General features: G+C 66.2%; 30 protein-coding genes, 1 tRNA gene and 1 pseudogene. 9 read left to right on the plus strand and 23 right to left on the minus strand.

Going from position 1 to position 26,215, the window contains the following annotated elements; all coding sequences use genetic code 11:
• Positions 1–1,107: pseudogene (locus Q0O97_RS13425) on the plus strand (cobaltochelatase subunit CobT); the annotation flags it as partial.
• A gap of 52 nt (positions 1,108–1,159) precedes the next feature.
• Positions 1,160–2,977 carry an aminopeptidase P family protein gene (locus Q0O97_RS13430; RefSeq protein ID WP_294930185.1) on the plus strand — a complete coding sequence of 606 codons (1,818 nt, stop codon included), beginning with the start codon at positions 1,160–1,162 and terminating at the stop codon, positions 2,975–2,977.
• 15 nt (positions 2,978–2,992) lie between these two features.
• Here Q0O97_RS13430 and Q0O97_RS13435 read toward each other — a convergent pair whose 3' ends face one another.
• Complete coding sequence (locus Q0O97_RS13435; RefSeq protein ID WP_294930188.1) at positions 2,993–4,054, minus strand: DUF475 domain-containing protein; 1,062 nt, start codon at positions 4,052–4,054, stop codon at positions 2,993–2,995.
• A 150-nt stretch (positions 4,055–4,204) separates the two neighbouring features.
• On the opposite strand from Q0O97_RS13435, the gene Q0O97_RS13440 reads away from it, so the two are divergent.
• Positions 4,205–5,341 (plus strand): alkylphosphonate utilization protein, encoded by a 1,137-nt coding sequence (locus Q0O97_RS13440; protein WP_294930191.1) that lies wholly within the window; start codon positions 4,205–4,207, stop codon positions 5,339–5,341.
• A gap of 65 nt (positions 5,342–5,406) precedes the next feature.
• On the opposite strand, the gene Q0O97_RS13445 is transcribed toward Q0O97_RS13440, so the two are convergent.
• From Q0O97_RS13445 to Q0O97_RS13465, 5 genes are all read right to left on the minus strand, one after another.
• Complete coding sequence (locus tag Q0O97_RS13445; RefSeq protein ID WP_294930194.1) at positions 5,407–5,610, minus strand: CsbD family protein; 204 nt, start codon at positions 5,608–5,610, stop codon at positions 5,407–5,409.
• A 74-nt stretch (positions 5,611–5,684) separates the two neighbouring features.
• Entirely contained in the window at positions 5,685–6,638 is a 954-nt protein-coding gene (locus Q0O97_RS13450; RefSeq protein WP_294930198.1) for a D-glycerate dehydrogenase, read from the minus strand.
• Positions 6,638–6,970: a tRNA-binding protein gene (locus tag Q0O97_RS13455; RefSeq protein WP_294930201.1), complete on the minus strand. Its 333-nt coding sequence runs from the start codon at positions 6,968–6,970 to the stop codon at positions 6,638–6,640. Before Q0O97_RS13455 ends, Q0O97_RS13450 begins: the two co-directional genes overlap by 1 nt.
• Entirely contained in the window at positions 6,967–7,782 is an 816-nt protein-coding gene (gene proC, locus Q0O97_RS13460; protein WP_294930204.1) for a pyrroline-5-carboxylate reductase, read from the minus strand. The genes Q0O97_RS13455 and proC overlap by 4 nt, the downstream gene beginning before the upstream one ends.
• A gap of 28 nt (positions 7,783–7,810) precedes the next feature.
• Positions 7,811–8,314, minus strand: coding sequence for a YbjN domain-containing protein (locus Q0O97_RS13465; RefSeq protein WP_294930207.1), 504 nt, complete (start codon positions 8,312–8,314; stop codon positions 7,811–7,813).
• A 261-nt stretch (positions 8,315–8,575) separates the two neighbouring features.
• Here Q0O97_RS13465 and cobD point away from each other — a divergent pair, with 261 nt between their 5' ends.
• On the plus strand, positions 8,576–9,547 hold the full coding sequence (gene cobD / locus Q0O97_RS13470; RefSeq protein ID WP_294930210.1) for a threonine-phosphate decarboxylase CobD: 972 nt from the start codon (positions 8,576–8,578) through the stop codon (positions 9,545–9,547).
• Here cobD and Q0O97_RS13475 read toward each other — a convergent pair.
• Genes Q0O97_RS13475 through Q0O97_RS13485 form a run of 3 tightly spaced genes read right to left on the minus strand, consistent with a single transcriptional unit; the run spans position 9,526 to position 11,323 of the window.
• The gene (locus Q0O97_RS13475; protein WP_294930213.1) at positions 9,526–10,569 is read right to left on the minus strand and encodes a 5-(carboxyamino)imidazole ribonucleotide synthase; all 1,044 of its coding nucleotides are present in this window, start codon (positions 10,567–10,569) and stop codon (positions 9,526–9,528) included. The two genes, cobD and Q0O97_RS13475, sit on opposite strands and share 22 nt — an antisense overlap.
• Complete coding sequence (gene purE, locus Q0O97_RS13480) at positions 10,562–11,047, minus strand: 5-(carboxyamino)imidazole ribonucleotide mutase (RefSeq protein ID WP_294930216.1); 486 nt, start codon at positions 11,045–11,047, stop codon at positions 10,562–10,564. Before purE ends, Q0O97_RS13475 begins: the two co-directional genes overlap by 8 nt.
• 57 nt (positions 11,048–11,104) lie before the next feature.
• A complete protein-coding gene (locus tag Q0O97_RS13485; protein WP_294930283.1) occupies positions 11,105–11,323 on the minus strand; it encodes a DUF465 domain-containing protein in 219 nt (72 codons plus the stop codon).
• A gap of 166 nt (positions 11,324–11,489) precedes the next feature.
• Here Q0O97_RS13485 and Q0O97_RS13490 point away from each other — a divergent pair, with 166 nt between their 5' ends.
• Positions 11,490–11,915 carry an Hsp20 family protein gene (locus Q0O97_RS13490; RefSeq protein WP_294930219.1) on the plus strand — a complete coding sequence of 142 codons (426 nt, stop codon included), beginning with the start codon at positions 11,490–11,492 and terminating at the stop codon, positions 11,913–11,915.
• Positions 11,912–12,139: a DUF1150 family protein gene (locus Q0O97_RS13495; RefSeq protein ID WP_294930223.1), complete on the plus strand. Its 228-nt coding sequence runs from the start codon at positions 11,912–11,914 to the stop codon at positions 12,137–12,139. The genes Q0O97_RS13490 and Q0O97_RS13495 overlap by 4 nt, the downstream gene beginning before the upstream one ends.
• A gap of 18 nt (positions 12,140–12,157) precedes the next feature.
• Here Q0O97_RS13495 and Q0O97_RS13500 read toward each other — a convergent pair whose 3' ends face one another.
• The 4 genes from Q0O97_RS13500 to trxB form a co-directional block, all read right to left on the minus strand.
• Complete coding sequence (locus tag Q0O97_RS13500) at positions 12,158–12,496, minus strand: DUF6616 family protein (RefSeq protein WP_294930226.1); 339 nt, start codon at positions 12,494–12,496, stop codon at positions 12,158–12,160.
• Positions 12,493–12,999 (minus strand): MarR family transcriptional regulator, encoded by a 507-nt coding sequence (locus tag Q0O97_RS13505; protein WP_294930230.1) that lies wholly within the window; start codon positions 12,997–12,999, stop codon positions 12,493–12,495. Before Q0O97_RS13505 ends, Q0O97_RS13500 begins: the two co-directional genes overlap by 4 nt.
• Positions 13,000–13,105: 106 nt before the next feature.
• Entirely contained in the window at positions 13,106–14,815 is a 1,710-nt protein-coding gene (locus tag Q0O97_RS13510; RefSeq protein ID WP_294930232.1) for a bifunctional sulfate adenylyltransferase/adenylylsulfate kinase, read from the minus strand.
• 157 nt (positions 14,816–14,972) lie between these two features.
• Positions 14,973–15,977 carry a thioredoxin-disulfide reductase gene (gene trxB / locus Q0O97_RS13515; protein ID WP_294930235.1) on the minus strand — a complete coding sequence of 335 codons (1,005 nt, stop codon included), beginning with the start codon at positions 15,975–15,977 and terminating at the stop codon, positions 14,973–14,975.
• A gap of 208 nt (positions 15,978–16,185) precedes the next feature.
• Here trxB and Q0O97_RS13520 point away from each other — a divergent pair, with 208 nt between their 5' ends.
• Positions 16,186–16,680 (plus strand): Lrp/AsnC family transcriptional regulator, encoded by a 495-nt coding sequence (locus tag Q0O97_RS13520; protein WP_294930238.1) that lies wholly within the window; start codon positions 16,186–16,188, stop codon positions 16,678–16,680.
• 355 nt (positions 16,681–17,035) lie between these two features.
• Here the strand turns inward: Q0O97_RS13520 and Q0O97_RS13525 are convergent, their stop codons facing one another.
• From Q0O97_RS13525 to Q0O97_RS13535, 3 genes are all read right to left on the minus strand, one after another.
• Complete coding sequence (locus Q0O97_RS13525) at positions 17,036–18,016, minus strand: hypothetical protein (protein ID WP_294930241.1); 981 nt, start codon at positions 18,014–18,016, stop codon at positions 17,036–17,038.
• Positions 18,003–18,788, minus strand: coding sequence for a hypothetical protein (locus Q0O97_RS13530; RefSeq protein WP_294930244.1), 786 nt, complete (start codon positions 18,786–18,788; stop codon positions 18,003–18,005). Before Q0O97_RS13530 ends, Q0O97_RS13525 begins: the two co-directional genes overlap by 14 nt.
• 112 nt (positions 18,789–18,900) lie before the next feature.
• A tRNA-His gene (locus Q0O97_RS13535) sits at positions 18,901–18,977 on the minus strand.
• Between the two features lie 102 nt (positions 18,978–19,079).
• Between Q0O97_RS13535 and Q0O97_RS13540 the strand changes: the two genes are divergently transcribed.
• Positions 19,080–19,292, plus strand: coding sequence for a DUF6324 family protein (locus Q0O97_RS13540; protein ID WP_294930247.1), 213 nt, complete (start codon positions 19,080–19,082; stop codon positions 19,290–19,292).
• On the opposite strand, the gene Q0O97_RS13545 is transcribed toward Q0O97_RS13540, so the two are convergent.
• The 7 genes from Q0O97_RS13545 to Q0O97_RS13575 all read right to left on the minus strand — a co-directional run bounded on the left by Q0O97_RS13545 (position 19,273) and on the right by Q0O97_RS13575 (position 24,598).
• A complete protein-coding gene (locus Q0O97_RS13545; RefSeq protein ID WP_294930250.1) occupies positions 19,273–19,740 on the minus strand; it encodes an MmcB family DNA repair protein in 468 nt (155 codons plus the stop codon). The genes Q0O97_RS13540 and Q0O97_RS13545 overlap by 20 nt on opposite strands.
• A gap of 328 nt (positions 19,741–20,068) precedes the next feature.
• On the minus strand, positions 20,069–20,992 hold the full coding sequence (locus tag Q0O97_RS13550) for a DUF481 domain-containing protein (RefSeq protein WP_294930253.1): 924 nt from the start codon (positions 20,990–20,992) through the stop codon (positions 20,069–20,071).
• 406 nt (positions 20,993–21,398) lie between these two features.
• The gene (locus tag Q0O97_RS13555; RefSeq protein WP_294930256.1) at positions 21,399–21,710 is read right to left on the minus strand and encodes a hypothetical protein; all 312 of its coding nucleotides are present in this window, start codon (positions 21,708–21,710) and stop codon (positions 21,399–21,401) included.
• A 69-nt stretch (positions 21,711–21,779) separates the two neighbouring features.
• A complete protein-coding gene (gene nusB, locus Q0O97_RS13560; protein ID WP_294930259.1) occupies positions 21,780–22,265 on the minus strand; it encodes a transcription antitermination factor NusB in 486 nt (161 codons plus the stop codon).
• A complete protein-coding gene (locus tag Q0O97_RS13565) occupies positions 22,262–22,816 on the minus strand; it encodes a 6,7-dimethyl-8-ribityllumazine synthase (RefSeq protein WP_294930263.1) in 555 nt (184 codons plus the stop codon). Before Q0O97_RS13565 ends, nusB begins: the two co-directional genes overlap by 4 nt.
• Before the next feature lie 3 nt (positions 22,817–22,819).
• Entirely contained in the window at positions 22,820–23,941 is a 1,122-nt protein-coding gene (ribB, locus tag Q0O97_RS13570; RefSeq protein ID WP_294930266.1) for a 3,4-dihydroxy-2-butanone-4-phosphate synthase, read from the minus strand.
• A gap of 60 nt (positions 23,942–24,001) precedes the next feature.
• On the minus strand, positions 24,002–24,598 hold the full coding sequence (locus Q0O97_RS13575; protein WP_294930269.1) for a riboflavin synthase: 597 nt from the start codon (positions 24,596–24,598) through the stop codon (positions 24,002–24,004).
• Positions 24,599–24,800: 202 nt separating this feature from the next.
• Here Q0O97_RS13575 and Q0O97_RS13580 point away from each other — a divergent pair, with 202 nt between their 5' ends.
• Positions 24,801–26,123 carry a capsule biosynthesis protein CapA gene (locus tag Q0O97_RS13580; protein WP_294930272.1) on the plus strand — a complete coding sequence of 441 codons (1,323 nt, stop codon included), beginning with the start codon at positions 24,801–24,803 and terminating at the stop codon, positions 26,121–26,123.
• Positions 26,124–26,215: the final 92 nt, after the last annotated feature.

Genomic DNA, 26,215 nt, shown 5'->3' on the forward strand with positions numbered 1-26,215 from the left:
CAGGAACAGCAGCAGGACGAACGCCAGGCGCAGGTCAGCATGGACGACCAGTCCGACGAGGAAATGGTCGACGAGGCCGAGGCCTCGGACGCCGACACGCCGCCCGACCTGCCCCCGCCGGTCAGCGAGGCCAGCGCCGATTACAAGGTCTTTACCCAGGCCTATGACGAGGAAATCCTGGCCGAGGAACTGGCCGACACCGCCGAGCTGGAACGGCTGCGCGCCTATCTGGACAAGCAGCTCGAACCCCTGCGGGGCGCGGTCAGCCGCCTTGCCAACAAGCTGCAACGCCGCCTTCAGGCCCAGCAGAACCGCAGTTGGGAATTCGACAAGGAAGAGGGCGTTCTGGACGCCGGGCGCCTTGCCCGCGTGGTCGCCAATCCGACGACGCCCCTGTCCTTCAAGGTCGAGAAGGACACCGAATTCCGCGACACCGTGGTGACGCTGCTGATCGACAACTCGGGGTCCATGCGGGGCCGTCCGATCTCGATTGCCGCGATTTGCGCCGACGTGCTGGCGCGCACGCTGGAACGCTGCCAGGTCAAGGTCGAGATCCTGGGCTTCACCACCCGCGCCTGGAAAGGCGGGCAAAGCCGCGAGCAATGGCTGGCGGCGGGGCGCCCCGCCGGTCCCGGCAGGCTCAACGACCTGCGCCACATCATCTACAAGGGGGCCGATGCGCCCTGGCGCCGGGCGCGTCCGAACCTTGGGCTGATGATGAAGGAAGGGCTGCTGAAGGAAAACATCGACGGCGAGGCGCTGGAATGGGCGCATCGCCGCATGGTCCGGCGGCACGAGGCGCGCAAGATCCTGATGGTGATCTCGGACGGGGCGCCGGTGGACGATTCAACCCTGTCGGTCAATCCGGCGAACTATCTGGAACGTCACCTGCGCGACGTGATCGCGATGGTCGAAAAGCGCCGCCAGGTCGAGTTGCTGGCGATCGGCATCGGCCATGACGTGACGCGCTACTACGAACGCGCGGTCACGATCACCGATGTCGAACAGCTTGCCGGCGCCATGACCGAACAGCTTGCCGCCCTGTTCGAATCGGACCCGCGCAAGCGCGCGCGGGCGCTTGGCGGGGTCATGCGGCGTCTCGGTTAGGCTCTGGACAGCACCGGCCCGGCGACGGATAGTCCCCGCCGGAGGTGCCCAGATGGCCGACGACGCATTGCAAGGTTTCACCGTTCAGTCCCGCCCGCAGGACGGCCCGCCCCGTCTGGCCGCATTGCGCGCGCAGATGCAGGCGCGCGGCTTCGACGCCTTTCTCGTTCCCCGCGCGGATGCGCATCAGGGCGAATATGTCACCGACCGCGACGCGCGGTTGCGCTGGCTGACGGGGTTTTCGGGCAGCGCGGGCCATGCCATCGTCACCCAGGACCGGGCGGGGGTCTTCGTCGACGGGCGCTATCGCGTGCAGGTCAAGGCCGAGGTCGACCTGACCCATTTCACCCCCGTCGACTGGCCCGAAACCTCGCTGGCAGCATGGCTGCGCGAAGCCCTGCCGAATGGCGGGCGCGCGGCTTACGACCCCTGGCTGATGACGCGCCAGCAGTTGCGCCAGATCGGCAAGGCGCTGGAAGGAAGCGGGATCACGCTGACGCCTTCGGAAAACCTGGTCGATCTGGTCTGGACCGACCGCCCCGCACCCAGTCCCGGCCCGGTGCGGCTGCATGACGATGCGCTGGCCGGGCGCACGGCGGCGCAGAAACGCGCCGATCTGGCGGCTGAACTGTCCCGCGCGGGGCAAGCCGCAACCGTCCTGACGCTGGCCGATTCCATCGCCTGGCTGCTGAACATCCGCGGGATGGACCTGCCGCGCAACCCGGTCGTGCAGGGCTTTGCCATCGTGGGTGACAAAGGCGCGGTCCGGCTGTTCACCGACCCCGGCAAGTTCGGTCCCGATCTGCGCGCCGCGCTGGATATCGCGATCCTGCCCGAGGCAGACCTGCCCGCCGCCCTGCGCGCCCTGCCCGGCCCCGTCCGCCTGGACCCCGCGACCGCCCCCGAGGCGATCTTTGCGCTGGTCGAGGAAAGCGGCACCCCCATCGCCGAGGCCCCCGACCCCGTGATCCTGCCCAAGGCCATCAAGAACGGCGCCGAGATCGCGGGCATGCGCGCCGCCCATCTGCGCGACGCCGTTGCGATGGTCCAACTGCTGGCCTGGCTGGATGCGCAGCCGGTGGGCGCGCTGGACGAAATCGCGGTCGTGCGCAAGCTGGAAGGGCTGCGCCGCGCGCAGGGTGCCCATGACATCAGCTTCGACACGATCAGCGCCACCGGGCCGAACGGGGCGATCACCCATTACCGGGTCGATGAGAACTCGAACCGCCCGGTCCGGGACGGGGACCTGCTGCTGCTGGATTCGGGCGGGCAATACCGCGACGGCACCACCGACATCACGCGCACCATTCCCATCGGCAGCCCGCCCGGCGACCGTGCCTTGCCTTATACGCTGGTGCTGCGGGGGATGATCCAGCTTTCCCGCCTGCGCTTTCCGCGCGGGGTGGCGGGCAGCCATATCGACGCGGTGGCCCGCGCGCCCTTGTGGACGGCGGGGCTGGATTTCGACCACGGGACCGGCCACGGCGTCGGCGCGGCGCTTTGCGTGCATGAAGGCCCCGCGCGGATCTCGCGCCTGTCCGACACCCCCTTGCAGCCCGGCATGATCCTGTCGAACGAGCCGGGCTATTACCGCGAGGGCGCCTTTGGCATCAGGATCGAGAACCTGCTGGCCGTCATCCCCGCCGATAGCCCCGACGGGCGCGACATGCTGGGGTTCGAGACGCTGACGCTGGTGCCCATCGACACCCGGCTGGTGGACGGAACGCTGCTGACGTTGGCCGAAATCGGCTGGCTGGACGATTATCACCGCCGGGTGCAGGGCAGCCTGTCGCCGCTGCTGGACGATGATGAAACACGCGCCTGGCTGGAACGCGCCACCGCCCCGCTGACCCTGTCTTCGACGGTCTGAGTCGAACCGGGCGGTTCAGTGCTGATGGGGCACCAGCCCCGGATGCCGCTTGCGCCAGAGGATCGAGTTGACCAGCGCAACGCCGATGAAGCTGGCGCCCAGAAGGCCGGTCACGGCCTCGGGGACATGGTGCAGGGTCTGGATGAACATGATGACCGACAGCACCAGCACCGACCAGAAAGCCCCGTGTTCCAGATAGCGGAACTGCGCCAGCGTGCCCTTTTCGACCAGCATGATCGTCATCGAGCGCACGAACATCGCCCCCACGCCAAGCCCGATGGCGATCAGGAACAGGTTGTGGGTCAGCGCGAAGGCCCCGATCACCCCGTCGAAGCTGAAGGAGGCGTCCAGCACCTCAAGGTAGAGAAATCCGCCCAGTCCCGAGCGCGCCACGTCGCTGGTCGAGGTGCTTTCGTTCCACCTGTCCAGCACATGGCCCAGCGCATCGACCAGCAGATAGGTCACGATCCCCCAGATGGCCGAACTGATGAAAACCAGCCCATCCTCGGCAGGCAGGAACTGGATGACCACCAGGACCGCGATCAGCACGACGCCCACGGCAATGCCCGAAATCGCGCCAAGCCAGCGAAAGGCGGTCTCGACCCCCGGCACCCAGTCCACCGCCTTGTCCTGATCCAGGAAAAAGCGCAGCGCGACCAGCATCAGGAACGATCCGCCAAAGGCCGCGATGGGCAGGTGGGCGTCATGGATGATGCGCGAATATTCGTCGGGACGGCTGGCGGCCAGCACCACGGCCTCCCACGGGTTGACGTGGGCGGCGATCACGACGATCAGCAGCGGAAAGACGATCCGCATGCCGAAAACGGCGATCACGATCCCCCAGGTCAGGAAGCGATGCTGCCAGACCGGCGTCATGGTCCGCAACTTCTGCGCATTCACGATGGAATTGTCGAAGCTGAGCGAGATTTCCAGCACCGCAAGCACCGCCGCGATGAACAGGAAGGTCAGCACGCCGCTAAGGTTGCGCTCATATTCCCAGCCGACGAAACCGGCCAGCACCAGACCCGCGACCGTCACGATCAGCGGCCATTTCATATAGGAAAGAACGGATTTCATGGCGGTCCTGTCAGGGGAATCGATCTGGCCCCATCTGATATGCCCGCCCATTGGGGCGCACAAGTCCCGTGCGGCGATCATCCGCCTGTCACCCATGTTTCACAAGCCGCAGGCATGATCGGCGGCACCCCCAAAGGCCGGGACAAACCCATGATGCGTCTGCTTCCCCCCTTGCGCCTGACCGGCGCAACCATCCTGCGCGAAGGCGAGTTGCGCCAGCGCTCGGTCGCCATCGTCCGGGGCCGGATCGCGAAAGGCCCGCTGCCCGCTGTCGATCTGAGCGGCTACCTGATCCTGCCGGGCCTGATCGACATGCTGGCCGAGATTCCCGCCCCCGGCCACGGCTGTCCGGCGCAGCGTATCCATCTGGCGGGGTCGCGCGCGGCGGCGGCGGGCATCACCACCTGCTGGGCCGCGGCCCCCTTCGGCTGGCCCGGCAGCGTCGAGGACCCCGCCCATGCCGCAGGGCTGCTGGCCGCCACCGCCTCCAGCACGGGCCCCGTCGACATACGCCCCGCCCTGCGGATCGAGGTCTCGCGCAGCGACCAGACCGCCGCGATCCTGCAATTGCTGGCCCGCCACCGCCCGCCGCTGGTCTATTTCCAGAACCGGCACGAGACGCTGGCGGCAATACGCGCCGGCGATCCCTTGCGCTTTGGCGAAAGCGCGGCGCGGATCGGGCTGGACGGCGGCAGGCTTGGCGCGCTGCTCGATCACGACGCCGAAACCCGCCGCGCCCTGCCCCGCCACCTCTGCAGCCTGGCCGAGCGGATGGATGCAATGGGCATCCTCTACGGCAGTCTGGACGACCCGCGCGGCGACATACGCGAGACATATTCGATGATCGGCGCCCGCATCGCCGCCTGTCCTGCCAGCTTCGCCGCCGCCGCCGCGGGCAGCGCCGCGGGCAGCCCCGTCCTGCTTTCGCCCGAGGACAGCGGGCTGGCCCGCGACATCCTGCGCGCGGATCTCTGCACAGCGATGGTGTCGCGCGGCAGGCCGGATGCGCTTTGCCAGCGCATCCTGGGGCTTTGCGGTCCCGAACTGGCCGGCCTTCCCCGTTTCTGGCCGCTGGTTTCCACCAACCCGGCCCGGATCATGGGGCTGGCCGACCGCGGCACGCTGGATTACGGGCGGCGCGCCGACCTGGTGATCGTCAACCGCGCCACCCTTGCCATCGAGGCGACGATCCGCGCCGGGCAACTGGTCTGGATCACCGGCGGAGCATTGGAACGCTTCCGCCGCGCCAAGGCGGAATTCGCCGCCCTGCCGGTCGCCGCCGAATAGGCGCCGCCAATATGAAAAAAGGCACCCTTGCGGGTGCCTTTCGCGGCCATAGGGGGCCAAGCCGTTCAGGGTTCGTGACGGCGGGCGAAATCGTCGAGGTTTCTTTCCACCTCTTCCTTGGTCCAGCCGTATTTCTCTTGCAGCTTGCCGGCCAGCTTGTCCTTCTTGCCAGCAATCTGGGTCAGGTCGTCATCCGTCAGGTCGCCCCATTTTTCCTTGACCGAGCCTTTGACCTGTTCCCATTTGCCTTCGATAATATCCCAGTTCATCGAATCATCCTCTGGTTCGTTGACATTCGCAGGTTCAACGTCAGCGGGCGCGGCAAGGTTCCGACGGAACCGGCTCAGGCAACGCGGTCGGGCAGGTTCCGGCCCTCGGCAAAGGCGATCAGGTTGTCCAGCGCACGGCTGGCCATCGCGGTGCGCGATTCTTCGGTCGCGGTGCCAAGATGGGGCAGCAGGGTGACGTTGGGCAGGGCCTTGAGCGCGTCGGGCACGACAGGCTCGCGTTCATAGACGTCCAGCCCCGCCCCGGCGATCGCCCCGCGTTCCAGCGCGTGGATCAGCGCGGCCTCGTCCACCACATCGCCGCGCGCGATGTTGACGATATGGCCCGCGCGCCCCAGCCGCTCCAGCTCGGTCGCGCCGATCAGGTGGCGGGTGCCAGCGCCGCCGGGAACCGCGACGACCGCGAAATTGCATTGCGACAGCATGTCATGCAGGTCGGGGATCTGCTCGGCCGGGAAGTCCAGCGCGCTGACGGCCGAGCGGTTGTAGAACACCACCCGCATGTCGAAACCGAAATGGCAGCGCCGCGCGATGGCCTTGCCGATCCGGCCCATGCCGATGATGCCGACCGTCTTGCCGCTGACATGGGTGCCCAGAAGCTGCGTGGGCTGCCAGCCTTCCCACTTTCCGGCGCGGACCAGCCTTTCACCCTCGCCCGCGCGGCGGGCGGTCATCAGAAGCAGGGTCATCGCGATATCGGCGGTCGAGTTGGTGACGACCTCGGGCGTATTCGTCACCGCAACCCCGGCGGCGCGGGCGGCCTCGATGTCGATATGGTTGAAGCCCGCGCCGAAATTCGCCAGCAGCTTGCAGCGGATCCCCTGTTGCGCAAAGGCGGCCTTGTCGAAACCATCGCCAAGCGTCGGCATGACCAGGTCGTAATCCATCAGCGCCCGCGCCGCATCAGCCGGGGACAGGCCCGGCGAATCGGGCAGGAAGGTCGCGTCGAATCGGGCCGAGATCAGGCTTTCGGCCGCCTGCGTCATGCGCCGGGTGACAAGCAGTTTCATCAATACATCCTTCCGCCCAGTGGAACATCATGATCGGGGGCCAGCAAAACGACCTCGCCATCCGCGTCGGGGGCGCCCAGGACCAGCACTTCGGACATGAACGGCCCGATCTGGCGCGGCGGGAAGTTCACCACCGCCAGCACCTGCCGCCCGATCAGCGATTCGATGGTATAATGCCGCGTGATCTGGGCCGAGCTTTTGCGTTCCCCGATCTGCGGGCCGAAGTCGATCCACAGCTTGAAGGCGGGCTTGCGCGCCTGCGCGAACGGCTCGGCCCGAAGGATGCGCCCGACGCGGATATCGACGGCGGCGAAGTCGTCGTAAGAGATCACGATTTGCGCCCCAACTCGCGCCCCCGTTCGGCGGCGGCGGCGACGGTGCGGCGCATCAGCGGCGGCAGGCCGTCGGCTTCGTCCATCAACTGGCGCAGCCCGGCCTCGGTCGTGCCTGCGGGCGAGGTCACCTGACGGCGCAGTTCCGACGGGTGATCGTCGCGGGCAACGGCCAGCGCGCCCGCACCCGCCACGGTCGCGCGGGCCAGTTGCAGCGCCATGTCGGCGGGCAGGCCCTCGGCCTCGGCGGCGGCGGCCAGCGCCTCGATCATGTGAAAGACATAGGCCGGACCGGACCCCGAAACGGCGGTCACGGCGTCGATCTGGTCCTCGGCCTGCAGGCGGACGACGGCGCCGACCGCGCCCATCAACTGCGCGGCCAGGTCCATCTGCGCAGGCCCGGCCTTGGCATTTCCGACGATGGCCGAAATCCCCTGCCCGATGGCCGCGGGCGTGTTCGGCATCGCGCGCACCACCGGCGCATTGGGAAAGGCGCGTTCGTAATCGGCGATGGTGACGCCCGCGGCAACCGAGACGACCAGCGTATCGCCCCGGTCGTAGGCTTGCAGCACCGGCAGGACGTTTTCCATCATCTGCGGCTTGACCGCGATCACCAGCACGGCGGGATCAACGGGCAGATCGTCGTTGAAGCGCACCCCGCGGCCGACGAAATCCTGCCGGGGGTTGGGGTCGATCACGCCCGCGCATTCGGGCTGCAAGCCGCGATCCAGCCAGCCTTGCAGCAGCGCGCCGCCCATGTTTCCACAACCGACCAGCACGATTCCGCGATCGTTCAGCGCCGCAAGCTCCATCCCCTGTCCCCCTGGATTCCCGTTGCCTCTAGGCCCTTCCGTAGGCTTCGGCCAGGGCAATGTCCAGCGCGGCGGCGGGTTCGGTATCGCCCCAGCACGCCAGTTGGAAGGACGGATAAAACCGTTCGCAGCCGCCGATGGCGGTGCGGATCATCTGGTCGATCTGCTCGGGCGAGGCCAGGGATTCGCCATTCAGGACAAGGCCGTAGCGCCAGACCATCAGGCGCTGTTCGGCCCAATAGGTAAAGCCGCCGTCCCAGACCTGATCGTTCACCAGGTTCAGCAATTCGTAAAGCGCGGGCAGCCGCGCAGCAGGAGGGTCCATGTCGAAGGTGCAGACCAGCCGCAGCACCTCGTCGCGCGCCGACCATGCCAGCGTGATCGAATAGCTGCGCCATTGCCCTTCGACGGCCATCGCGATCTGGTCATCGGCCAGCCGGTCGAATTCCCATTCGTGATGGGTGGCGACGGTCTCGACGATGTCGATCGGGTGAATTTCATCGCTGTGGATGTAATGCTCAGGCTGCGCCATGACTGCCCCTTGCTGACTTGCGCCGGATCGCCCCGGCGGCTGCTGACCTCAATCTGTGGTAGGCGAGACTACCACCGGCGGTTCACGCTTCTTCTCCATACAAGATATCGTGTGCCTGATCCCGACAAGAGTAAAGGCAATTTTAAGTGACAGTTGGTATCATCCACAACTTTCTGCATCCGCATCATGCGCGGGCAAGGTGGGTTGACCTTTCGCCAAGCGCATCGTTTCACGGGCGGGGCGAAAGGCGGGGGGGCAGGCATGCGCGATCACGGCGGCGATATCGACAGGGCGCGCGCGCGCTTCGGCGCGGGCGACTGGATCGACCTTTCGACCGGGATCAACCGCACGCCCTGGCCCGCCGGGCCGCTGTCAGGCCACGCCCTGCACGCGCTGCCGACAGCCGCCGACCTGACCCGGCTGCGGCAGGCGGCGGCGGGCTGGTTCGGCTGCAATCCGGCGCTGGTCCTGCCGGTCGCGGGGGCCTCGGCCGCGATCCAGCTTCTGCCGCATGTCCTGCCGCGCGGACGTGCCGCCGTGCTGTCGCCGACCTATAACGAACATGCCGCCAGCCTGCGCGCGGCGGGCTGGCGGGTCGATGAACCCCGCACTATCGACGCGCTGCACGGCGCCGGTCTGGCGGTGATCGTAAACCCCAACAACCCCGACGGGCGCAACTGGACACCGGATAAGATCCGGGCGCTGGCCAGCCGTGTCGGCCACCTGATCGTGGACGAAAGCTTTGCCGATCCGCGCCCCGACCTGTCGGTGGCGGAGGTGCTGCCCGAAAATGCGACGGTTCTGCGGTCCTTCGGCAAGTTCTGGGGCCTTGCCGGGCTGAGGCTGGGTTTCGTCATCGCCCAGCCCCCCGTCGCCCGCCAACTGGCCGAGCGCGCCGGTCCCTGGCCGCTTTCCGGCCCCGCGATCCAGATCGGAACGGCGGCGTTGGCCGATACCGCCTGGACCCGCGCCACCATCACATGGCTGGCCGAGGCCGCGCTGCACCTGGACCAGACCCTTGGCAAGGCAGGCGCGCGGCTGGTCGGCGGAACGCACCTGTTCCGCCTCTACGATCTGCCCGGCGCGGCGCAGATGCAGGAACGCCTTGCCAGCAACCATATCTGGAGCAGGACCTTCCCCTACAACCCGCGCTGGCTGCGCCTCGGCCTGCCCGCACGGGACGAATTCGCCCGCCTGCACGCCGCGTTGGGTCAGAGGACGATGTTGACGTGACCCATCTTGCGGCCCGGACGCGCCTCGGCCTTGCCATATAGATGCACCTGCGTCCGGGGGGCGCGCAGCAATTCGGGCAGCCGGTCGATGTCATCGCCGATCAGGTTTTCCATCCGCACGTCGGCGTAACGCTGCCCGTCGCCAAGCGGCAGGCCCGCGACGGCGCGGATATGCTGCTCGAACTGGTCGACCGCACAACCGGCCTGCGTCCAGTGGCCCGAGTTGTGGACGCGCGGCGCGATCTCGTTCACGATCAGGCCCTGCCGCGTCACGAACAGTTCGACCCCCATGACGCCGACGTAATCCAGCGCGTTGACGATGCGCGCGGCCAGCAGGACGGCATCGGTCAGGATGGCGCCGGGCTGGTCGCTTGGCACCGTGGTCCTGCGCAGGATGCCGCCCTGATGGACGTTCAGCCCCGGATCGAAGGCCGCGACCTGGCCATCCGCACCGCGCGCGACGATCACGCTGATTTCAGCCGAAAAATCGACGAAACCCTCAAGCACCGAGGGCGCGCCGGTCCACTCCGCCGGCCCCTCGCCGATGCGCACCTGTCCCTTGCCGTCGTAACCCAGCCGCCGGGTCTTGAGGATCGAGGGGCGGCCGATCTCGGCGATTGCGCCGGGCAGGTCGGCCTCGGTTTCCACGTTGCGCCAGGGGGCGGTCGCCAGGCCGATGCCGTTGAGAAACTCCTTTTCCGTCATGCGGTCCTGCGAGACCGCAAGCGCGCGGCGGTTGGGGCGGATGGGGCGCAAGCTCTCGATCAGGTCCAGCGCCGAAGTCGGGACGTTCTCGAATTCATAGGTCACGACATCGACGGATGCGGCGAAGGCGCGCAGGGCGGCCTCGTCCTCATAGGGCGCATTCGTCAGGGAATGGGCGACATCGCCCGCCGGGGCGGCGCCGGGTTCATAGACATGGGCGCGATAGCCAAGGCGGCTTGCGGCGACCGACAGCATCCGGCCAAGCTGGCCGCCGCCAAGGATGCCGATCACCGCACCGGGGGCAAGGGGTTCATTCATCGCGCGGCACCTCGGGGATGGAATCGGACAGGGCCTGGCGCCAGGCGTCCAGACGCGCCGCCAGGTCGGGGTCGGAAATCGCAAGGATGCCCGCCGCCATCAGCCCGGCATTGGCCGCGCCCGCCGAGCCGATGGCCATTGTCGCGACCGGAAAGCCCTTGGGCATTTGCAGGATGGAATAGAGCGAATCGACGCCGGACAAGGCGCGGGTCTGGATCGGCACGCCGATTACCGGCACGCGGGTCTTGGACGCCATCATGCCGGGCAGATGCGCGGCCCCGCCCGCGCCTGCGATGATCACCTTCAGCCCGCGGTCCACCGCCGTCCTGCCGTATTCCCACAGCCGGTCCGGGGTGCGATGGGCGCTGACGATACGCGATTCGCAGGCGATGCCCAGTTCATCCAGAATGGCGGCTGCCTCGCGCATGGTCGGCCAGTCGGACTGGCTGCCCATGATGATTCCGACGGAAATGGCCATCTGTTCCCTCGTTTTGTGACGCCCCCCGCGCATAGCCCGCGGCGGCCTGCCGTGCAATCACGCGATGATGTCGGGGGTCAGTTCGTCCTCCAGCCGCGCGATCTGGTCCTTCAGCGCCAGCTTTTGCTTCTTGAGCCGCTGCAAGGTCAGCGACGAGGTCAGGCTTTGCCCGGTCAGCGCCGCGATCGCCTCGTCCAGATCGCGGTGTTCGCGCTTCAGCCCCTCGATCCGGGCGCGGGCGATCTGTTGCGGGGTCATGGAATTGCCGTGGTTCATGTTCTGGCCTGGGGGCTGGACGAAACTGCCAAGGGTTTGGATCGAATGTGCCGACAACTCAAGCACATCTTGCGCAATCGCACCAGCATCCACATATTTCCAGACACGGGTTGCCACGAAAGGGGCCCGCATCAACAGTCGCTTTGCTGAAAAGGACTTGGAAGAAATGACGAAGATCAGCCTGGCCGCGCATCCCTTCCTGCTGGGGTTCGACCAGCTTGAACGCCTTGCCGAACGCGCGGCCAAGGGCGCCGAGGGCTATCCACCCTACAATATCGAACATGTCGGCGCGAACGGCTTTCGCATCACGCTGGCCGTCGCCGGCTTTTCCGAGAACGACCTGACCATCACGCTGGAAGAACGCCAGTTGGTCGTCCGGGGCAAGCAGGCCGAGACCGACGATTCGCGCGTGTTCCTGCATCGGGGCATCGCCGCGCGCGCATTCCAGCGCAGCTTCGTGCTGGCCGACGGGGTCGAGGTCGTCGCGGCAGAACTGGAAAACGGCCTGCTGAACATCGACCTGCGCCGCTCGGCCCCCGACAGCATCGTCCAGACAATTCCGATCAGCCGCTCAGAAAGGGGATCGCAATGAATACGAAATACGACTTCGGCCCTGACATGGGTCAGAACACCGTCTATATCCGCCGCGTCGCGGTCAGCACCCTGCCGCAAGAGGTGCGCGACCAGGTGCAGGGGGTCGATTCGCTTTACGCCGTGCATGACGCGGCGGGTGAGCGGCTGGCCCTGGTCAAGGACCGCGGCCTGGCCTTCATGCTGGCCCGCCAGAACGAGCTTTCGCCGGTCAGCGTCCATTAGCGCGCCGTGCCGGGGCCGTCACGCCCCGGCAAGCTGGGCAAGATGGGCGGGCAGGTCCCCGCCCTTGCCCCCTGCGTTCACTGTATCGAAATAGTCGTGCCAGCCCGTCGCCGCGATGCCGGCGACCAGCGCATTCAGCGCAGCCGCATCCGGGCAGCGCCAGATCGCGAAGAAGCCATGCGCCGTGCCATGCGTCATGGCCGGATCGTTGGGACCAAGGGCGACCGCCTCGATCCCGGCTTCGGTCAGTCCCGCCATGCCTGCGCCGATCCTGTCGAAGAACTGCCGCCGCGCATCGGGACCAAGCGCCAACCATGCGGGTTTCGGCGTATAGAGTTCGCACAGATAATGGGTCATGTCCGATCCTTTTCGGTTGCCTGATCGGTGTTTTGCCAGACCATCCCCAACAGGCGGCCAAGCTCGCGGCGGTCGTCCGTGCCAAGCCCCGCCAGAAGCGAGGCGATCCAGCGCATATGGCCGTCGAAAAGCGCCGCGCCGGTTTCGCACCCCTTGGCGGTCAATCGCACCCTCAGCTTGCGGCGGTCCTGCGGGTCGCCCTGGCGGCGCAGAAAGCCGTCACGCTCCATCCCATCCAGAAGGCCGGTGATCGTGGCGCGCGTCACCCCTGCCCGCTCGGCCAGTTCATGGGGGGAAAGCCCCTCGGGCTGGCCGTGCAGCAGGAAAAGCAGGACGAACCTGCTTTCCGACAGGTGCCAGGGCGCAAGGCGGCTGGCGCAATCGCGGTCGATCGCATCGGCAAGGGACAGGATCTGAAAGCACAGCGCGATGTCCTGCCCGTCCTTTCGGCCCTGCCTTGCCGCTTCGTCCACAAGCGCGCGATGTTTTGCCTCGATATTCATAAGCCAGCTTATAGTTAGCCACCTTATGATTCGCAATCCCCTTGCACGACAAGAAAAAGGGCCGCGCATCGCAAGGATGGCGGCCCTTTTCCCGGTGCGGAACGGCTTATTTCATGCCGATCAGCCCCATCTGTTCCAGCTTCAGCAGGACCTGATGGGCGGCGTGATCGACGTCGAAACCTTCGGTCTGGATGCGCAGTTCGGGATTCGCGGGTTCCTCATAGGGGTCCGAGATGCCCGTGAACTCCTTGATCTTGCCTTCGCGGGCCAGCTTGTACAGGCCCTTGCGGTCCCGGCGCTCGCATTCTTCAAGGCTGGTCGCGACGTGGACCTCAAGGAAGGCGCCGTATTGCTCGATCATCTCGCGCACGGCGCGGCGGGTCGCGGTATAGGGCGCGATGGGCGCACAAATGGCGATGCCGCCGTTCTTGGTGATCTCGGACGCGACATAGCCGATGCGCTTGATGTTGATGTCGCGGTGTTCCTTGGAAAAGCCCAGTTCGCTGGACAAGTGCTTGCGCACCACGTCGCCGTCCAGCAGCGTCACGGGACGCCCGCCCATCTCCATCAGCTTGACCATCAGCGCGTTGGCGATGGTCGATTTGCCCGAACCCGACAGGCCGGTGAAAAAGACGGTGAAGCCCTGCCTGTCGCGGGGGGGCGAGGTGCGGCGAAGCTGCGTCACCACCTCGGGGAAGCTGAACCACTCGGGGATCTCAAGCCCTTCGCGCAGGCGGCGGCGCAGTTCGGTGCCCGAGATATCGAGGATGGTCGCACCCTCTTCGACTTCGTCGCGGGGTTCGTATTGGGCACGCTCCTGCACATAGACCATCTGCTTGAAATCGACCATTTCGATGCCGATTTCGTCCTGATGCTTGCGGAACAGTTCCTGCGCGTCATAGGGACCGTAGAAATCCTGCCCCGCGCTGTTCTTGCCGGGCCCGGCGTGGTCGCGGCCGACGATCATGTGGGTCATGCCGTGGTTGCGGCGGATGATCCCGTGCCAGACGGCTTCGCGCGGACCGGCCATGCGCATGGCAAGGTTCAGCAGCGACAGGTGGGTGGTCGCGGCGGGGTATTTGTCCAGCACCGCCTCGTAGCAGCGCACGCGGGTGAAGTGATCGACATCGCCCGGCTTGGTCATGCCGACGACGGGGTGGATCAGCAGGTTGGCCTGCGCCTCGCGCGCGGCGCGGAAGGTCAGTTCCTGGTGGGCGCGGTGTAGCGGGTTGCGGGTCTGGAAGGCGACGATGCGGCGCCAGCCCAGCTTGCGGAAATAGGCGCGCAATTCGTTCGGGGTATCGCGGCGGGCCTTGAAATCGTAATGCGTCGGCGCCTGCAACCCGGTGATCGGGCCGCCCAGGTAGACCGGGCCCGCGGTGTTGTGCAGGTAGTTCACCGCCGGATGCGCCAGATCGTCGGCGCCAAAGACCTTTTCGGCCTCGTGCTGCTTGTTCGGCACCCATTTGTCGGTGACCGACATGATCGCCAGGATCACGCCCTCGGGATCGCGCAGGGCGATGTCGGTGCCCGGCTCGACCTTTTCGGCGAAGCCTTCGCCCACGTCCAGCGTGACCGGCATCGGCCACAGATCGCCCGTCGTCAGGCGCATGTTGTCCACGACCGAGTCGTAATCGGCTTGGGTCAGAAAGCCCTTGAGGGGATGAAAGCCGCCGTTCATCAGCAGTTCAAGATCGCAAAGCTGCCGGGGGGTCAGGTCCCAGGACGGCATCTCGCCGGCCTCGACCTTCAGGCGCTGCGCCGCCTCGGGGGAAACATAAAGCTCGGGAATCGGTATAAGGTTAGGCTGGGTCATAAAACTTACTCGGCTCGGTGTTTGCGACATGGCACCGCGGGCGGCGCAATATCGGTTGAATACCGCAAACGGCATAGGGCAGGCCCTTATCGGTCCGGCCCGCGACATTCAACATCGGCGGAACCGGCTTGCGGGTTTTCGCTGCCGGTCCGGGCCTTCAGGCCACAGTCTCGGCCGGTTCCTGCGCCGAGGACGGATCGGGCTGGCCCGCCTGGTCGTGTTCGGCCAGCCAGCGCTCGGCATCCAGCGCCGCCATGCAGCCCATCCCGGCACTGGTCACGGCCTGGCGATAGATATGGTCGGTCAGGTCGCCCGCCGCAAAGACGCCGGGGACCGAGGTGCGGGTCGAACCCGGCTCGACCCTGACATAACCGCCGTTGTGCAGCTCAAGCTGGTCCTTGACCAGCTCGCTTGCGGGCGCATGGCCGATGGCGACGAAAACGCCCGCGACATCCAGATCGCGCGTCTGGCCGGTCTTGACGTCGCGCAGGCGCACCCCGGTCACATTGTTGGGGTTTTCGGTGCCCAGAACCTCGTCCAGCGCATGGTCCCAGATCACTTCGACCTTGGGATGGCGCAGCAGGCGGGCTTGCAGGATCTTTTCGGCGCGCAGGCTGTCGCGGCGGTGGATCAGCGTGACCTTGCTGGCGAAATTGGTCAGATACAGCGCCTCTTCCACCGCCGTATTGCCGCCGCCGATCACCGCGACCTCCTTGCCGCGATAAAAGAACCCGTCGCAGGTGGCACAGGCCGAGACGCCGAAGCCCTTGAACTTCTCCTCGGACGGCAGGCCCAGCCAGCGCGCTTGCGCACCCGTCGCCAGCACGACCGCATCGGCGGTGATCGTCGCGCCGCTGTCCAAGTGTGCGACGAAGGGCCGCGTGCCCAGGTCCAGCCGCGTGACGGTATCGGTCACGATCAGCGTGCCCATCGCGCGGGCGTGGGCCTCCATGTTGACCATCAGGTCGGGACCCTGGATCTCGGTCGCGCCGGGCCAGTTCTCGACCTCGGTGGTGATGGTCAACTGCCCGCCCGGCTGCATCCCCTGGATCAGGACCGGCTCCAGCATGGCGCGGGCGGCGTAGACGGCGGCGGTATAGCCAGCCGGTCCCGAGCCGACGATCAGCAGGCGGCTATGCGCGGGGGTTGAGGTGTCGGACATGGCGGTTCCCCTTGAACGATCAGGAATTGGCGCGGGTCCGCGCCTTGCCCTGACAGGTAAACACCCGCCGCCCGGCTTGCAATATCGCCCCATCGCCGCGTAACCGGACGTCGAACTGAAACCTTCTGCAAGAAAGAATGTTGTGCATTGCGGACCAACAGCGTAGTTTCCGCAAAAAATCGGCCATCCGGCAGGGCATCGAGGAAAAATGAGCGCAGCCAGACTTGACGATATAGACCGCAAGATCCTGGCCGAGTTGCAGGCGGACGGGCGGATGACCAATGTCGAACTGGCCCGGCGCGTCGGCATCTCCGCCCCGCCCTGCCTGCGCCGCGTCCGCGCGCTGGAGGAATCGGGCTTCATCCGTGGCTATCACGCCGATATCGACCCGCGCGAATTGGGATTCGAGGTTCAGGTTTTCGCGATGGTCCGCCTGAAAAGCCAGTCCGAACGCGACCTTTCCGCATTCGAGGAACAGGCGCGCAACTGGCCGCTGGTGCGCGAATGCCACATGCTGAACGGCGAGATCGACTTCATCTTGAAATGCGTCTCGCCCGATCTGCCGACCTTCCAGCGTTTCCTGACCGAGGGGCTGACCTCGGCGGAAAACGTCGCTTCGGTCAAGACCAGCCTGGTGATCCGCTGCGCCAAGGACGAACCCGCGATTCCCTTCGACGTGGTCGAAAGCCGCGCCGCGATCTGAGGGCTATCCGGCACGCCGCGCATGGATCGCAGCTTTCTCGCAGGGCCTATCCCTTCAGCAAGCGGGCCTTGTCAGGAGACGTCGGTGCGTTCGTCTGTCGGCATATCGGCAACAAGGTATCGACCTGCCCCTGCTCCGGCAATTCACCGCATTCATGGCCTTCCCGGCAGGCGGGTGAATAGCTCGCGAAGCGCATCGCCCTGCGCTGCACTGAAAGATTGCTCGGGGAGCAGTCCGCAATCTGCAAATTTCTGGCGGAATTGCGCCGGATCAGGAATGATTTCCGCCACGGTGCAGGCTGGAAATCCTTTTTGGCGCCTGTCCGACGTGGGGCTGGCATCGGTCCCGGTCCGGCTTATCCACCGCCGCGGGACCCGCGGAAGGTGAAATCCCCCGCCGCTCCTTGCTTGCGCGCCAGGGCGGCCAGCAGTTCCATCCGGGTCTGCTCTCGGGTTTCGTCAATCATCCGGCGCAGGTCGGCCTCGAAATCCTCGCGGTTGAAATACTCGTCGATCCGAACGGCCACCGCATCGGTGGCAAGCCAGATCGCGGCGGCAGCGCCAAGCGCGCAGGCGCCCGAGGCAATCGGGCCGCCGGGGCTGCAAACAAGCGCCCCCGAGGCGGCAGCCGAGCCACTGCCCATGTTCCTCGCCGCCCCCCTGGCCGCCGCCTTCGCGGCGATATTGCCCGCGATCCGCCGCGACAGCGCCGCCGCCGCTGCCCTGACGCCCGCGGTCCCCGTCAACGCAAGGGTGCTGGCGACGGGAACGCTCACGCTCATCCTTTGCAGCGCATCCCGCCGGATCGCGGCGCTGGCCTCACCCAGTTCCACACCCCCGCCCGCACCCGGCAATTCCTGGGCAATGGCATCATCCAGCCGTCGCGCAAAATCGCTGGCATAGTCCCGGTCCAGTTCCTGGGCGGCCTGGTTCAGGCGCGCGCTCAGACCGGCGAAAAGCCGTTCCTCCAACCGTTCGGTCATCTGGCCAAGGGCTGCATCGGCCAGTTCGGCATATTGTCCAAGCACGCTGTAATGAAACCCGGCATAGGCCGGGACAGCCTGGTAGGCAAGCGCGAAGGCCGCATCCAGCAAGGCGTCGATGCGTTCTTCCTGTTCATCAGCCGCAGCGGCGGCGGCGTCGCGGATCATCCGGCCAAGCACTGTCGGCGGCAATTCGGCAGTTTGCACCTGCGGCGCATGGACCGGCGGCCCCCCCGGTTTTCCGACGACCGCCAGCACCACAGCCAGCGCCGCCAGCAGAAGGGCGACGCCCCGAAACAGCCACGCCGCCGCAAGCCTGCGGCGCGGCGCAGGGGCTTGTTCAGCGACGGTCATTCGCCGCCCTCCAACTCACCGCTGCACGAATCGATTCGGTGAAATCCAGCGCCGCCACAGCGCAGCGTGCGACGACGAAACCGACAAGCGCGGCGTCCAGGGAATAGACCATCCCCGCCCGGAACGTGCCGTGCATCGCGGTCGCCAGCCACAGCTTGGCCGCCTCGATCACCGCGAAAGGTTCCAGCACGACCCGCAGCCAAGCCGAACGCGGCGGCAATTCCAGGATCGCGGCCTGCAACGATTCGGCAAACCCCTGCCCGGCAACAGCGCCCGGTCGGGAAATGACGGCCCAATGCAGCCAGAACAGCACAGCCGAAAACAGGGTCCCCGCGACGACGGCGGCGATCCGATGACCCCAGAGACGGCTGTGGGAATCGGTGATCGAACGTCCCAGCCATGCCCTGATCCCCACCGACAGCGCGCAAGAGGTCACGAACAGCAGCACAAGCGCCAGCCCTTCGGTCCGATCGGCGCGGATCGCGGTAAAGGCCAGCACCGGAACCGCAACCAACGTGAAAAGCAAAGCCCCGCCCAAGGCCCCGAATCGCCCCGTGACGATCCCCGCCAGCCTGCCGCCGGGGCGCAGAACGACGCGCAGGCTGGCTTGCCGGGCTGCAAGCAACGGCCTGAAAACGCCCAGGAAAACGACCACCGCCAAAGGCAGCAGCGCCAGCACCGCGCCATCGCTGACCGTGACGGTTAGCCGCCACAGTCCCAGCGATACGAGGCATATCGCGAAAGCCGCCATGATATCGAACGCCCAAGACAAGCCCGACCATTCCCCTGTTGCCTGACCACGGTCTATGCGCCGACCGCGGCCTTCGGCAAATCAATTACCGGACAGAGGTTAACATGCGCTGAATTTTCAGGGATTTTCTGGATGGTACCGCCTCCCCGGCTCGAACGGGGGACCTCTAGATCCACAATCTAGCGCTCTAACCAACTGAGCTAAGGCGGCACTGGCGCGTATTTATCGCCCCGCTTGCAGGGACGCAAGCCCGACTTGCCGTATTTCCCCCGCCGATGTAATCAATCCTGCACAAGGAAAAAGGGTTTGGTCATGAGCATCAACAGCCAAAGCGACATCGCCGCGAACCTTCAGATCGGGCCGACCGACCGGGGCATGGTGCGCATCTATGTCGAGGGCAACGGCATCGACCTGCCGCTGGATTTCGAACCGGACGAAGCCATCGAGATCGCCGAGGAGCTGATGGCCGCAGCCGAGGCCGCGCGCGGATCAGCCGGAAAACCCTCTAGAAAACCGCGCCGCTGACGCCCATCGGATCGCGCAACCCTTGCAGGCGCAGGGCGGCGGCGCGCGCGATATCGCGCAGGACGCGCGCCCGGCGGGCCGCTGGCAGCCGGGTTTCCGGCGCCATCCGCATCACCTCGGCCGCCCAGGCGTCGGCGCGAATCAACCCGTGGCCGAGGGGCAGGATATCTTCGGGGAAAGCGGCATCGACCGCCCAGAAGAAACGGTCGCACCACTCCAGATAGCCCTGCCATTTGCGGTCGCCCAGAAAATCGGCGCGGCAGCTCTTGCATTCGATCACCCAGATCTCGCCCCTGGGCGAGACCGAGACCAGATCGACCCGCAACCCCGCCGAGGGCACGAACTCGGCCAGCGGCGCATGACCCATCGAGGCCAGCATCCGCGCAGCCCCGCGCGCGAGCCGCATTCCGGGCTGCGCGGGCAGGGTTTCGATAGAATCCGGTTCCATGCGCGGAATATGAACAAAAAGGCAACACGGCGCAAGGCCCGTCCCCCCTTGCAAGGCATGGGGCAAGGACATATCTGGGTCGGTGGCGGGCTTCTGCTCGACCCGTGCGCGGCCATTTTTTCCACTGGCCTATAAGTTCACCGAGGGGGCTGGCTCTGTCGAGGCCCTGGTTTCGTTACCCGGCGCCCACCTGGAAATCCAGGCTTTCGGGGAAACTTGCGCCGACACGGTTGCTGCGGTTCCCGCCACCCCTTTCCCACCGGAAAACCCCACGGAAAAAGGGCGACCCGAAGGCCGCCCTTTCGAGAGAGAGGGGAAATGCCCGGCCTTAGAAGCCGTAGACCAGCGAAACGCCCAGGGTATTGTCGGTGCGGGTCGCGCGGTCCGAGACGTATTCGGTCTTGTAGGACACGCGGGTCGCGAACGAATCGGTCATCTGGAAGTTCACGCCCAGTTCGTTCGTCGCGATGTCGTTGGCATCCGAGGTCAGATAGTCGGTGTCGTTGGTCAGGAAGATCATGTCGTTGAAGCGGTGGTAGAACCGCGACGACGCGATATAGCCGACATCGGTATCCGACTCGAGACCCAGAACCGGCTCCGGCCCCGTATCATCGACACGGGTGGTCTTGGTATAGCGCACACCGACACCAGCCTGAACACGCCATGCGGTGGTATCGTTGTTGATGATGCGGTAACCCGGACCTGCACCGAGGAAGGCGTCACGCTTCAGACGACCGTCAAGATCATAGACGGTTTCGCCGGTTTGCAGACCGTCCACGTCGTCGGCCAGCGCGTCAGTCGCCGCACGGCCTACGATGAAGCCATAGAACTGGTCGTTGAAGTAATAGGACGCATCATAGATGACCGAGGTCTTTTCGGTATCGGTGTTGCCGGCGTTGTTTTCACCATATTCCAGCAACAGGCCAACCGACTGAGTGAACTGGCCCTGCGTATGGCTCAGGCGGCCCGACAGGTTGAAGTCCTGGTTTTCTTGGTTGCCGGTGCGGCCGATATAGCTCAGCGCGACCGAACCGAAAACGCCGTCGTTATTGTTGCCCGGACCGAAACGATAGGCGTCTTCCGAACGTGCGAAGTCGTCGCGGACTTCACGCTCGACCGTGCGCATTTCTTCGCTGACTTCGGTTGCACCGATGACATTGGCGCCGGTTGCGAATTCCGACTGTGCGAAGGCAGGGGCTGCGAAGGACGCTGCAAGAGCGGTGGCGCCTGCCAGATAAGCGAGTTGCTTCATGATTCAACCTCAGAACTTGAAGGTTTCGGCCCTTTTCCACTCGGGGCCGTTTCGATGAAGCCAAGCTAGGCGTTGCAGCCGGGACGAGAAAGACCACCCTGAAACATTGCCGCAGCGGGCTTGTCGCGGCACGGCGGCGCGGGCGAGGAATTCGGCAAATTCCTGCTGATGACAAAATGTGATCGCCTTAAAGGGGAACTTTCCGCCCTGCCGAATAGGAAATTGACGACAGGGGGTTAGGGGCATCCAGACCGATCACGGAATATTAAACTGTCGCAATGCTGTTCCAAAGCGTAAAATTTGCCCAAAAAATAGGCAAAGACCCGGGGGGCGCGGGGCGACAATGCTGTTGCGCAGGCGACACGGTTCCTGTGCAAAACTTTTCCAAAGAGTGACGGGCAAGCGCCTAATGCTGGCGTGGCAGAGGCGCGGAAGCAGGCCGGAGCGAGGGAATCAGGTGCCGCGCAAGCTGCCGCCGCCCGCCCTTGCCATCCGAATCCCGGCCCAGCCGCATGACGCGATAGCCGAACTGGACACCGGAAAACAGGATGGTATGGAACCAGACCAGCATCACCACCGCGATGATCCCGCCCTTGGTCGAACGCACGAGATGGCCCAGGTGGGCGACATCCAGAAAGACCAGAAGGACGGTGAAAATGCAGGCCAGCACGAAGCCCACGCCGATGCTGGTGATGTAAAGGCGAATGAGTCGAGGCATCTTCCGCTCCTGCGATGGTCTCATCATAGGCCCATTCCGCCGGAAAAGCACCCCTTTTGCGCAGGCCGGTCAGAACTTGTCGGGCTGCGCCTCGCGCGCCATATGGTCCAGCACCGCATTGACGAATTTCGATTCGCGGCCCTGATCGAAAAACGCCTGCGAAATGCGGACATATTCCGTGATGACCACGCGCGGCGGGGTGCCGGGCACGACCAGTTCCGCCCCGGCGGCGCGGAACAGCGCGCGCAGCACCGGGTCGATGCGGCCGATGGGCCATTTCGCGACCAGCGCGCGGTCGGTCATCTGGTCGATGCGCGACTGCCAGGTGACGGCATCCTCGACGATCCGGGCGAACAGGCGCTGATCGGCCTCGGGCGAAGTCTCGCCTTCGTATTCGGCGCCGATGCGCCAGTCCTCGAACTCGCGCCGGACGCGATCCGAGGATTGACCGGCGGCCTCCATCTGAAACAGCGCCTGAACGGCGTAAAGCCGCGCGGCGGCGCTGAGTTGGCGGCGGTCGGGCTTGCCGCCCGAAGGCTGGGACGAGGTGGTCATGCGCGGTTCAGCCCCTCCAGCGCGCCGGCCAGCCGAATCGGGTCGGTTTCCTGCGGGATACCGCCGCCGGACGAAGGGTCCGGTGCAAAGCGGCGGCGCAGCGCAAGCAGGTGCAGCGCGGCAGCGGCGGCCCCGCCGCCCTTGTTCTGCCCGGCGGGATCGGCGCGGACCTGCGCCTGCTGGGGATTTTCGACCGTCAGGATGCCGTTGCCGACGGGCAGCCCTTGCAGCCCCAGCAGCATCAGCCCGCGCGAACTGTCGTTGCAGACGGTATCGTAATGCGTCGTCTCGCCCCGGATGATGCAGCCCAGCGCGACATAGGCGTCATAGCGCCCCGACCGCGCGGCCAGCGCGATGGCGGGGGGGATTTCCAGCGCGCCGGGGACCTCGATCTGCTCGACCTCGACCCCCGCGGCATCGCCGACGGCACGCGCGCCCGCCACCAGATCCGCCGCGATCGCCTTGTAATAGGGCGAGACGACGATCAGCAGCCGCGCACCCCCCGCGATCACGGGAAGCGGCAATTCGTGATGTTCGACGCTGGCGGCCATCTGTCAGTCCTTCGGTATGGGACGGGTGGAATGGATCGAAAGCCCGTAAGCGTCAAGCCCGACGACCTTCAGCGGCGCGGAATTGGTCAAAAGGACAAGCTCGGACAGCCCCAGCGAGGACAGGATCTGCGCCCCCAGCCCATAGACCCGCAGCGTATGGGGGGAGACGTCGTCGCCCGGCACCGTCACATTGGGCGACAGGTCGCGGATCAGCACGACGACGCCGCGCCCCTCTTGGGCGATCAGGTCCATCGCCGTCGCGATATCGCCCGAGCTTTCATGCCCGATGCCCAGCACGTCGTGCAGCGGATCCAGCGCGTGCATCCTGACCAGCACAGGCTCGCCCGTGGTCAGGTCGCCCTTGGACAGCACGATATGTTCCGCGCCATGCGTGACATCGGCATAAATGCGCATCATCCAGTCGCCGCCGTGGCGCGAGTGGACGGGCATCTGCGCGCGTTCGGCGATCAGATTGTCATGGCGGCGGCGATAGGCGATCAGGTCGCTGATGGTGCCGATCTTCAGCCCGTGCTTCTGCGCGAAGGCGATCAGGTCGGGCAGGCGCGCCATCGTGCCGTCCTCGTTCATGATCTCGCAGATCACGCCCGAGGCGTTCAGCCCGGCCAGCCGCGCGACATCGACGGCGGCCTCGGTATGTCCGGCGCGGACCAGAACCCCGCCCTGGCGCGCGCGCAGCGGAAAGACGTGGCCCGGCGTGGCGATATCCGCAGCCCCCTTGCCGGGGTCGATGGCCACGGCCACGGTGCGGGCGCGGTCATGGGCGGAAATGCCGGTCGTGACGCCTTCCCGCGCCTCGATCGAGACGGTGAAGGCGGTTTCGTGCCGGCTCGAGTTCTTGGGCGTCATCAGCGTCAGGCCAAGCGCCTCGATCCGTTCGCCCGGCAGGGCCAGGCAGATCAGCCCGCGCCCGTGGGTCGCCATGAAGTTGATCGCGTCGGGCGTCGCCATCTGGGCGGGAATGACCAGATCGCCCTCGTTCTCGCGATCCTCGTGATCGACAAGGATGAACATGCGGCCGTTGCGCGCATCCTCGATGATCTCTTCGATTTTCGAGATCGCGTCCGACCAGTCGCGTTCGACGGGTCCGGGTCGTTCATATTGCATCTGCCGCTCCTGCAAGATGGTTCCGCCGGGCGCTGCCGTGGCGGCGTGATGTGGCGCCGGTCATTGCCCGGCCTCGGCCAGGCGCGCGACATAGCGCGCCAGCGTGTCGATTTCCAGGTTGACCCCGTCGCCGGGCTTCGCCGCGCCCCAGGTGGTCACGCCCTGGGTGTGGGGAATGACGTTGACGCCGAAACGTTCGCCCTCGACCTCGTTGACGGTCAGCGAGGTGCCGTTCAGCGCGACCGACCCCTTGGGCGCAATGAAACGCGCCAGTTCGCGCGGGGCGCGGAAGGTGATGCGGGTGCTGTCGCCTTCGTCGGCCACGGTTTCGATCACCGCGACACCGTCCACGTGACCCGAGACGATATGCCCGCCCAGTTCGTCGCCCACCCGCAGCGCGCGCTCCAGGTTCACGCGCTTGCCGACGGCCCAGCCATTCGCGCCGATATTGGTCCGCGACAGCGTCTCGGCCGAGATATCGACGTCGAACCAGTCGCCGCCCTTCCGCACGACGGTCAGGCAAACCCCGTCGCAGGCGATCGAGGCGCCCAGGTCGACCCCCCCCATGTCGTAGCCGCACGAGATCCGGGCGCGCATGTCGCCCCGCATCTCGACCGCCTCGACGGTTCCGATATCCGTTATGATCCCCGTAAACATGCCCGGCCCTTCCGTCAGTTCACATCTGACTAATTCCTCGCCGCGCGATCTTCAAGCGACGGCAGGCGGGCGGGGCGGGCAAACTTGATAGAATGCTCTGGATTTTCCGATGGCGTTCGTTGGGCAAATAGGTCAAAAGCGGCAAAGAGCCTGTGCGCCTTTCCCTGTTGTTCACGATTTTCCCGTTTTTTCACAGTCATTGATGCCGACATCCCAGATACCGCACGATCCGCAGGGCCTGCCCGCCGAAAGCCGGGTCTTTCTGTTGCTGCAAGGCCCGCATGGTCCCTTCTTCAACCGGCTGGGCAAGCTGCTGCGCGCGGCGGGGGCGCAGGTCTGGCGCGTGGGGTTCAACGCGGGGGATGCCTTCTTCTGGCGCGACCGCGACCGCTTCATCGCCCACACCGCACCGCCCGAGGAATGGCCCGCCCACCTGGACCGCATCATCGCGCAAAAGGGCGTGACCGATATCGTCCTTTACGGCGACGTGCGCCCCGTCCACGCCGCCGCGCGCGAGGCCGCAGAAAGGCTGGGTCTTGTGCTGCACGTGTTCGAGGAAGGTTATCTGCGTCCCTTCTGGATCACCTACGAACGCGGCGGCTCGAACGGGCATTCGCGGCTGATGCGGCTTTCGCTTGACGACATGCGCGCCACCATCCGCCTGCGCCGGGCCGAGATCAGGCGCCCGCCCGCCACCTGGGGCGACATGCGCCAGCATAAGTTCTACGGCGCGCTCTATCACTTCCTGGTCCTGGTCGCGAACCGCCGCTTTCCCGGCTACCGCAGCCACCGCGACGTCGGCGTGCCGCGCGAATTCGCGCTGAACCTGCGCCGCTTCCTGTTGACACCGGCCAACGCGCTTGCCCGCATCGTCGAGGCGCGGATCGTCCGGCGCGGCGGCTTTCCCTATGTGCTGGTGCTGATGCAACTGGAACACGACGCCAGTTTCCGCGCCCATTCCGATTTCACCCGCATGGCCGAGTTCACCGACCTGGTGCTGACCGAATTCGCCCACGCGGCGCCGCGCCATCACCGGCTGGTCTTCAAGGCCCATCCACTGGAAGACGGGCGGGGCGGCGTGCGCGCGGCCATCGCCGCCCGCGCCCAGGCGCTGGGCATCGCCAAGCGCGTGCATTACGTCCGCGGCGGCAAGCTTGCCCGGCTCCTGGCCGAGGCGCGGGCGGCGGTCACCGTCAACTCGACCTCGGCCCAACAGGCGCTTTGGCGCGGGCTGCCGGTCCGGGCGCTGGGGCGGGCGGTCTACGACAAGCCGGGGCTGGTCTCGCACCAGCCGCTGGCCGAGTTCTTCCGCCACCCCGAACGGCCCGACCACCGCGCCTACAGCCTCTATCGCGATTTCCTGCTGGAAAGCAGCCAGATCCCCGGCGGGTTCTACGCGGCGCGGTCGCGCGCCCATTCGCTGCGGCTGGTGGTGGACATGATGCTGGCGCCGGAAGACCCCTATGACGCCGTGGCGGCGGGCCGCAACCAGTATCGGCGGCAAATGGACGACGACGAAGGCTGAGGACCGCGCAAACCCGCGCGCGGTCGTGCAAAACGGTGGAAAAGGCGGAACCCCTGGGTTATTTTGCCCGCAAAAGGCATTACGGACGACGG

It is taken from the genome of uncultured Paracoccus sp. (assembly GCF_945915435.1).
GTDB lineage: Bacteria > Pseudomonadota > Alphaproteobacteria > Rhodobacterales > Rhodobacteraceae > Paracoccus.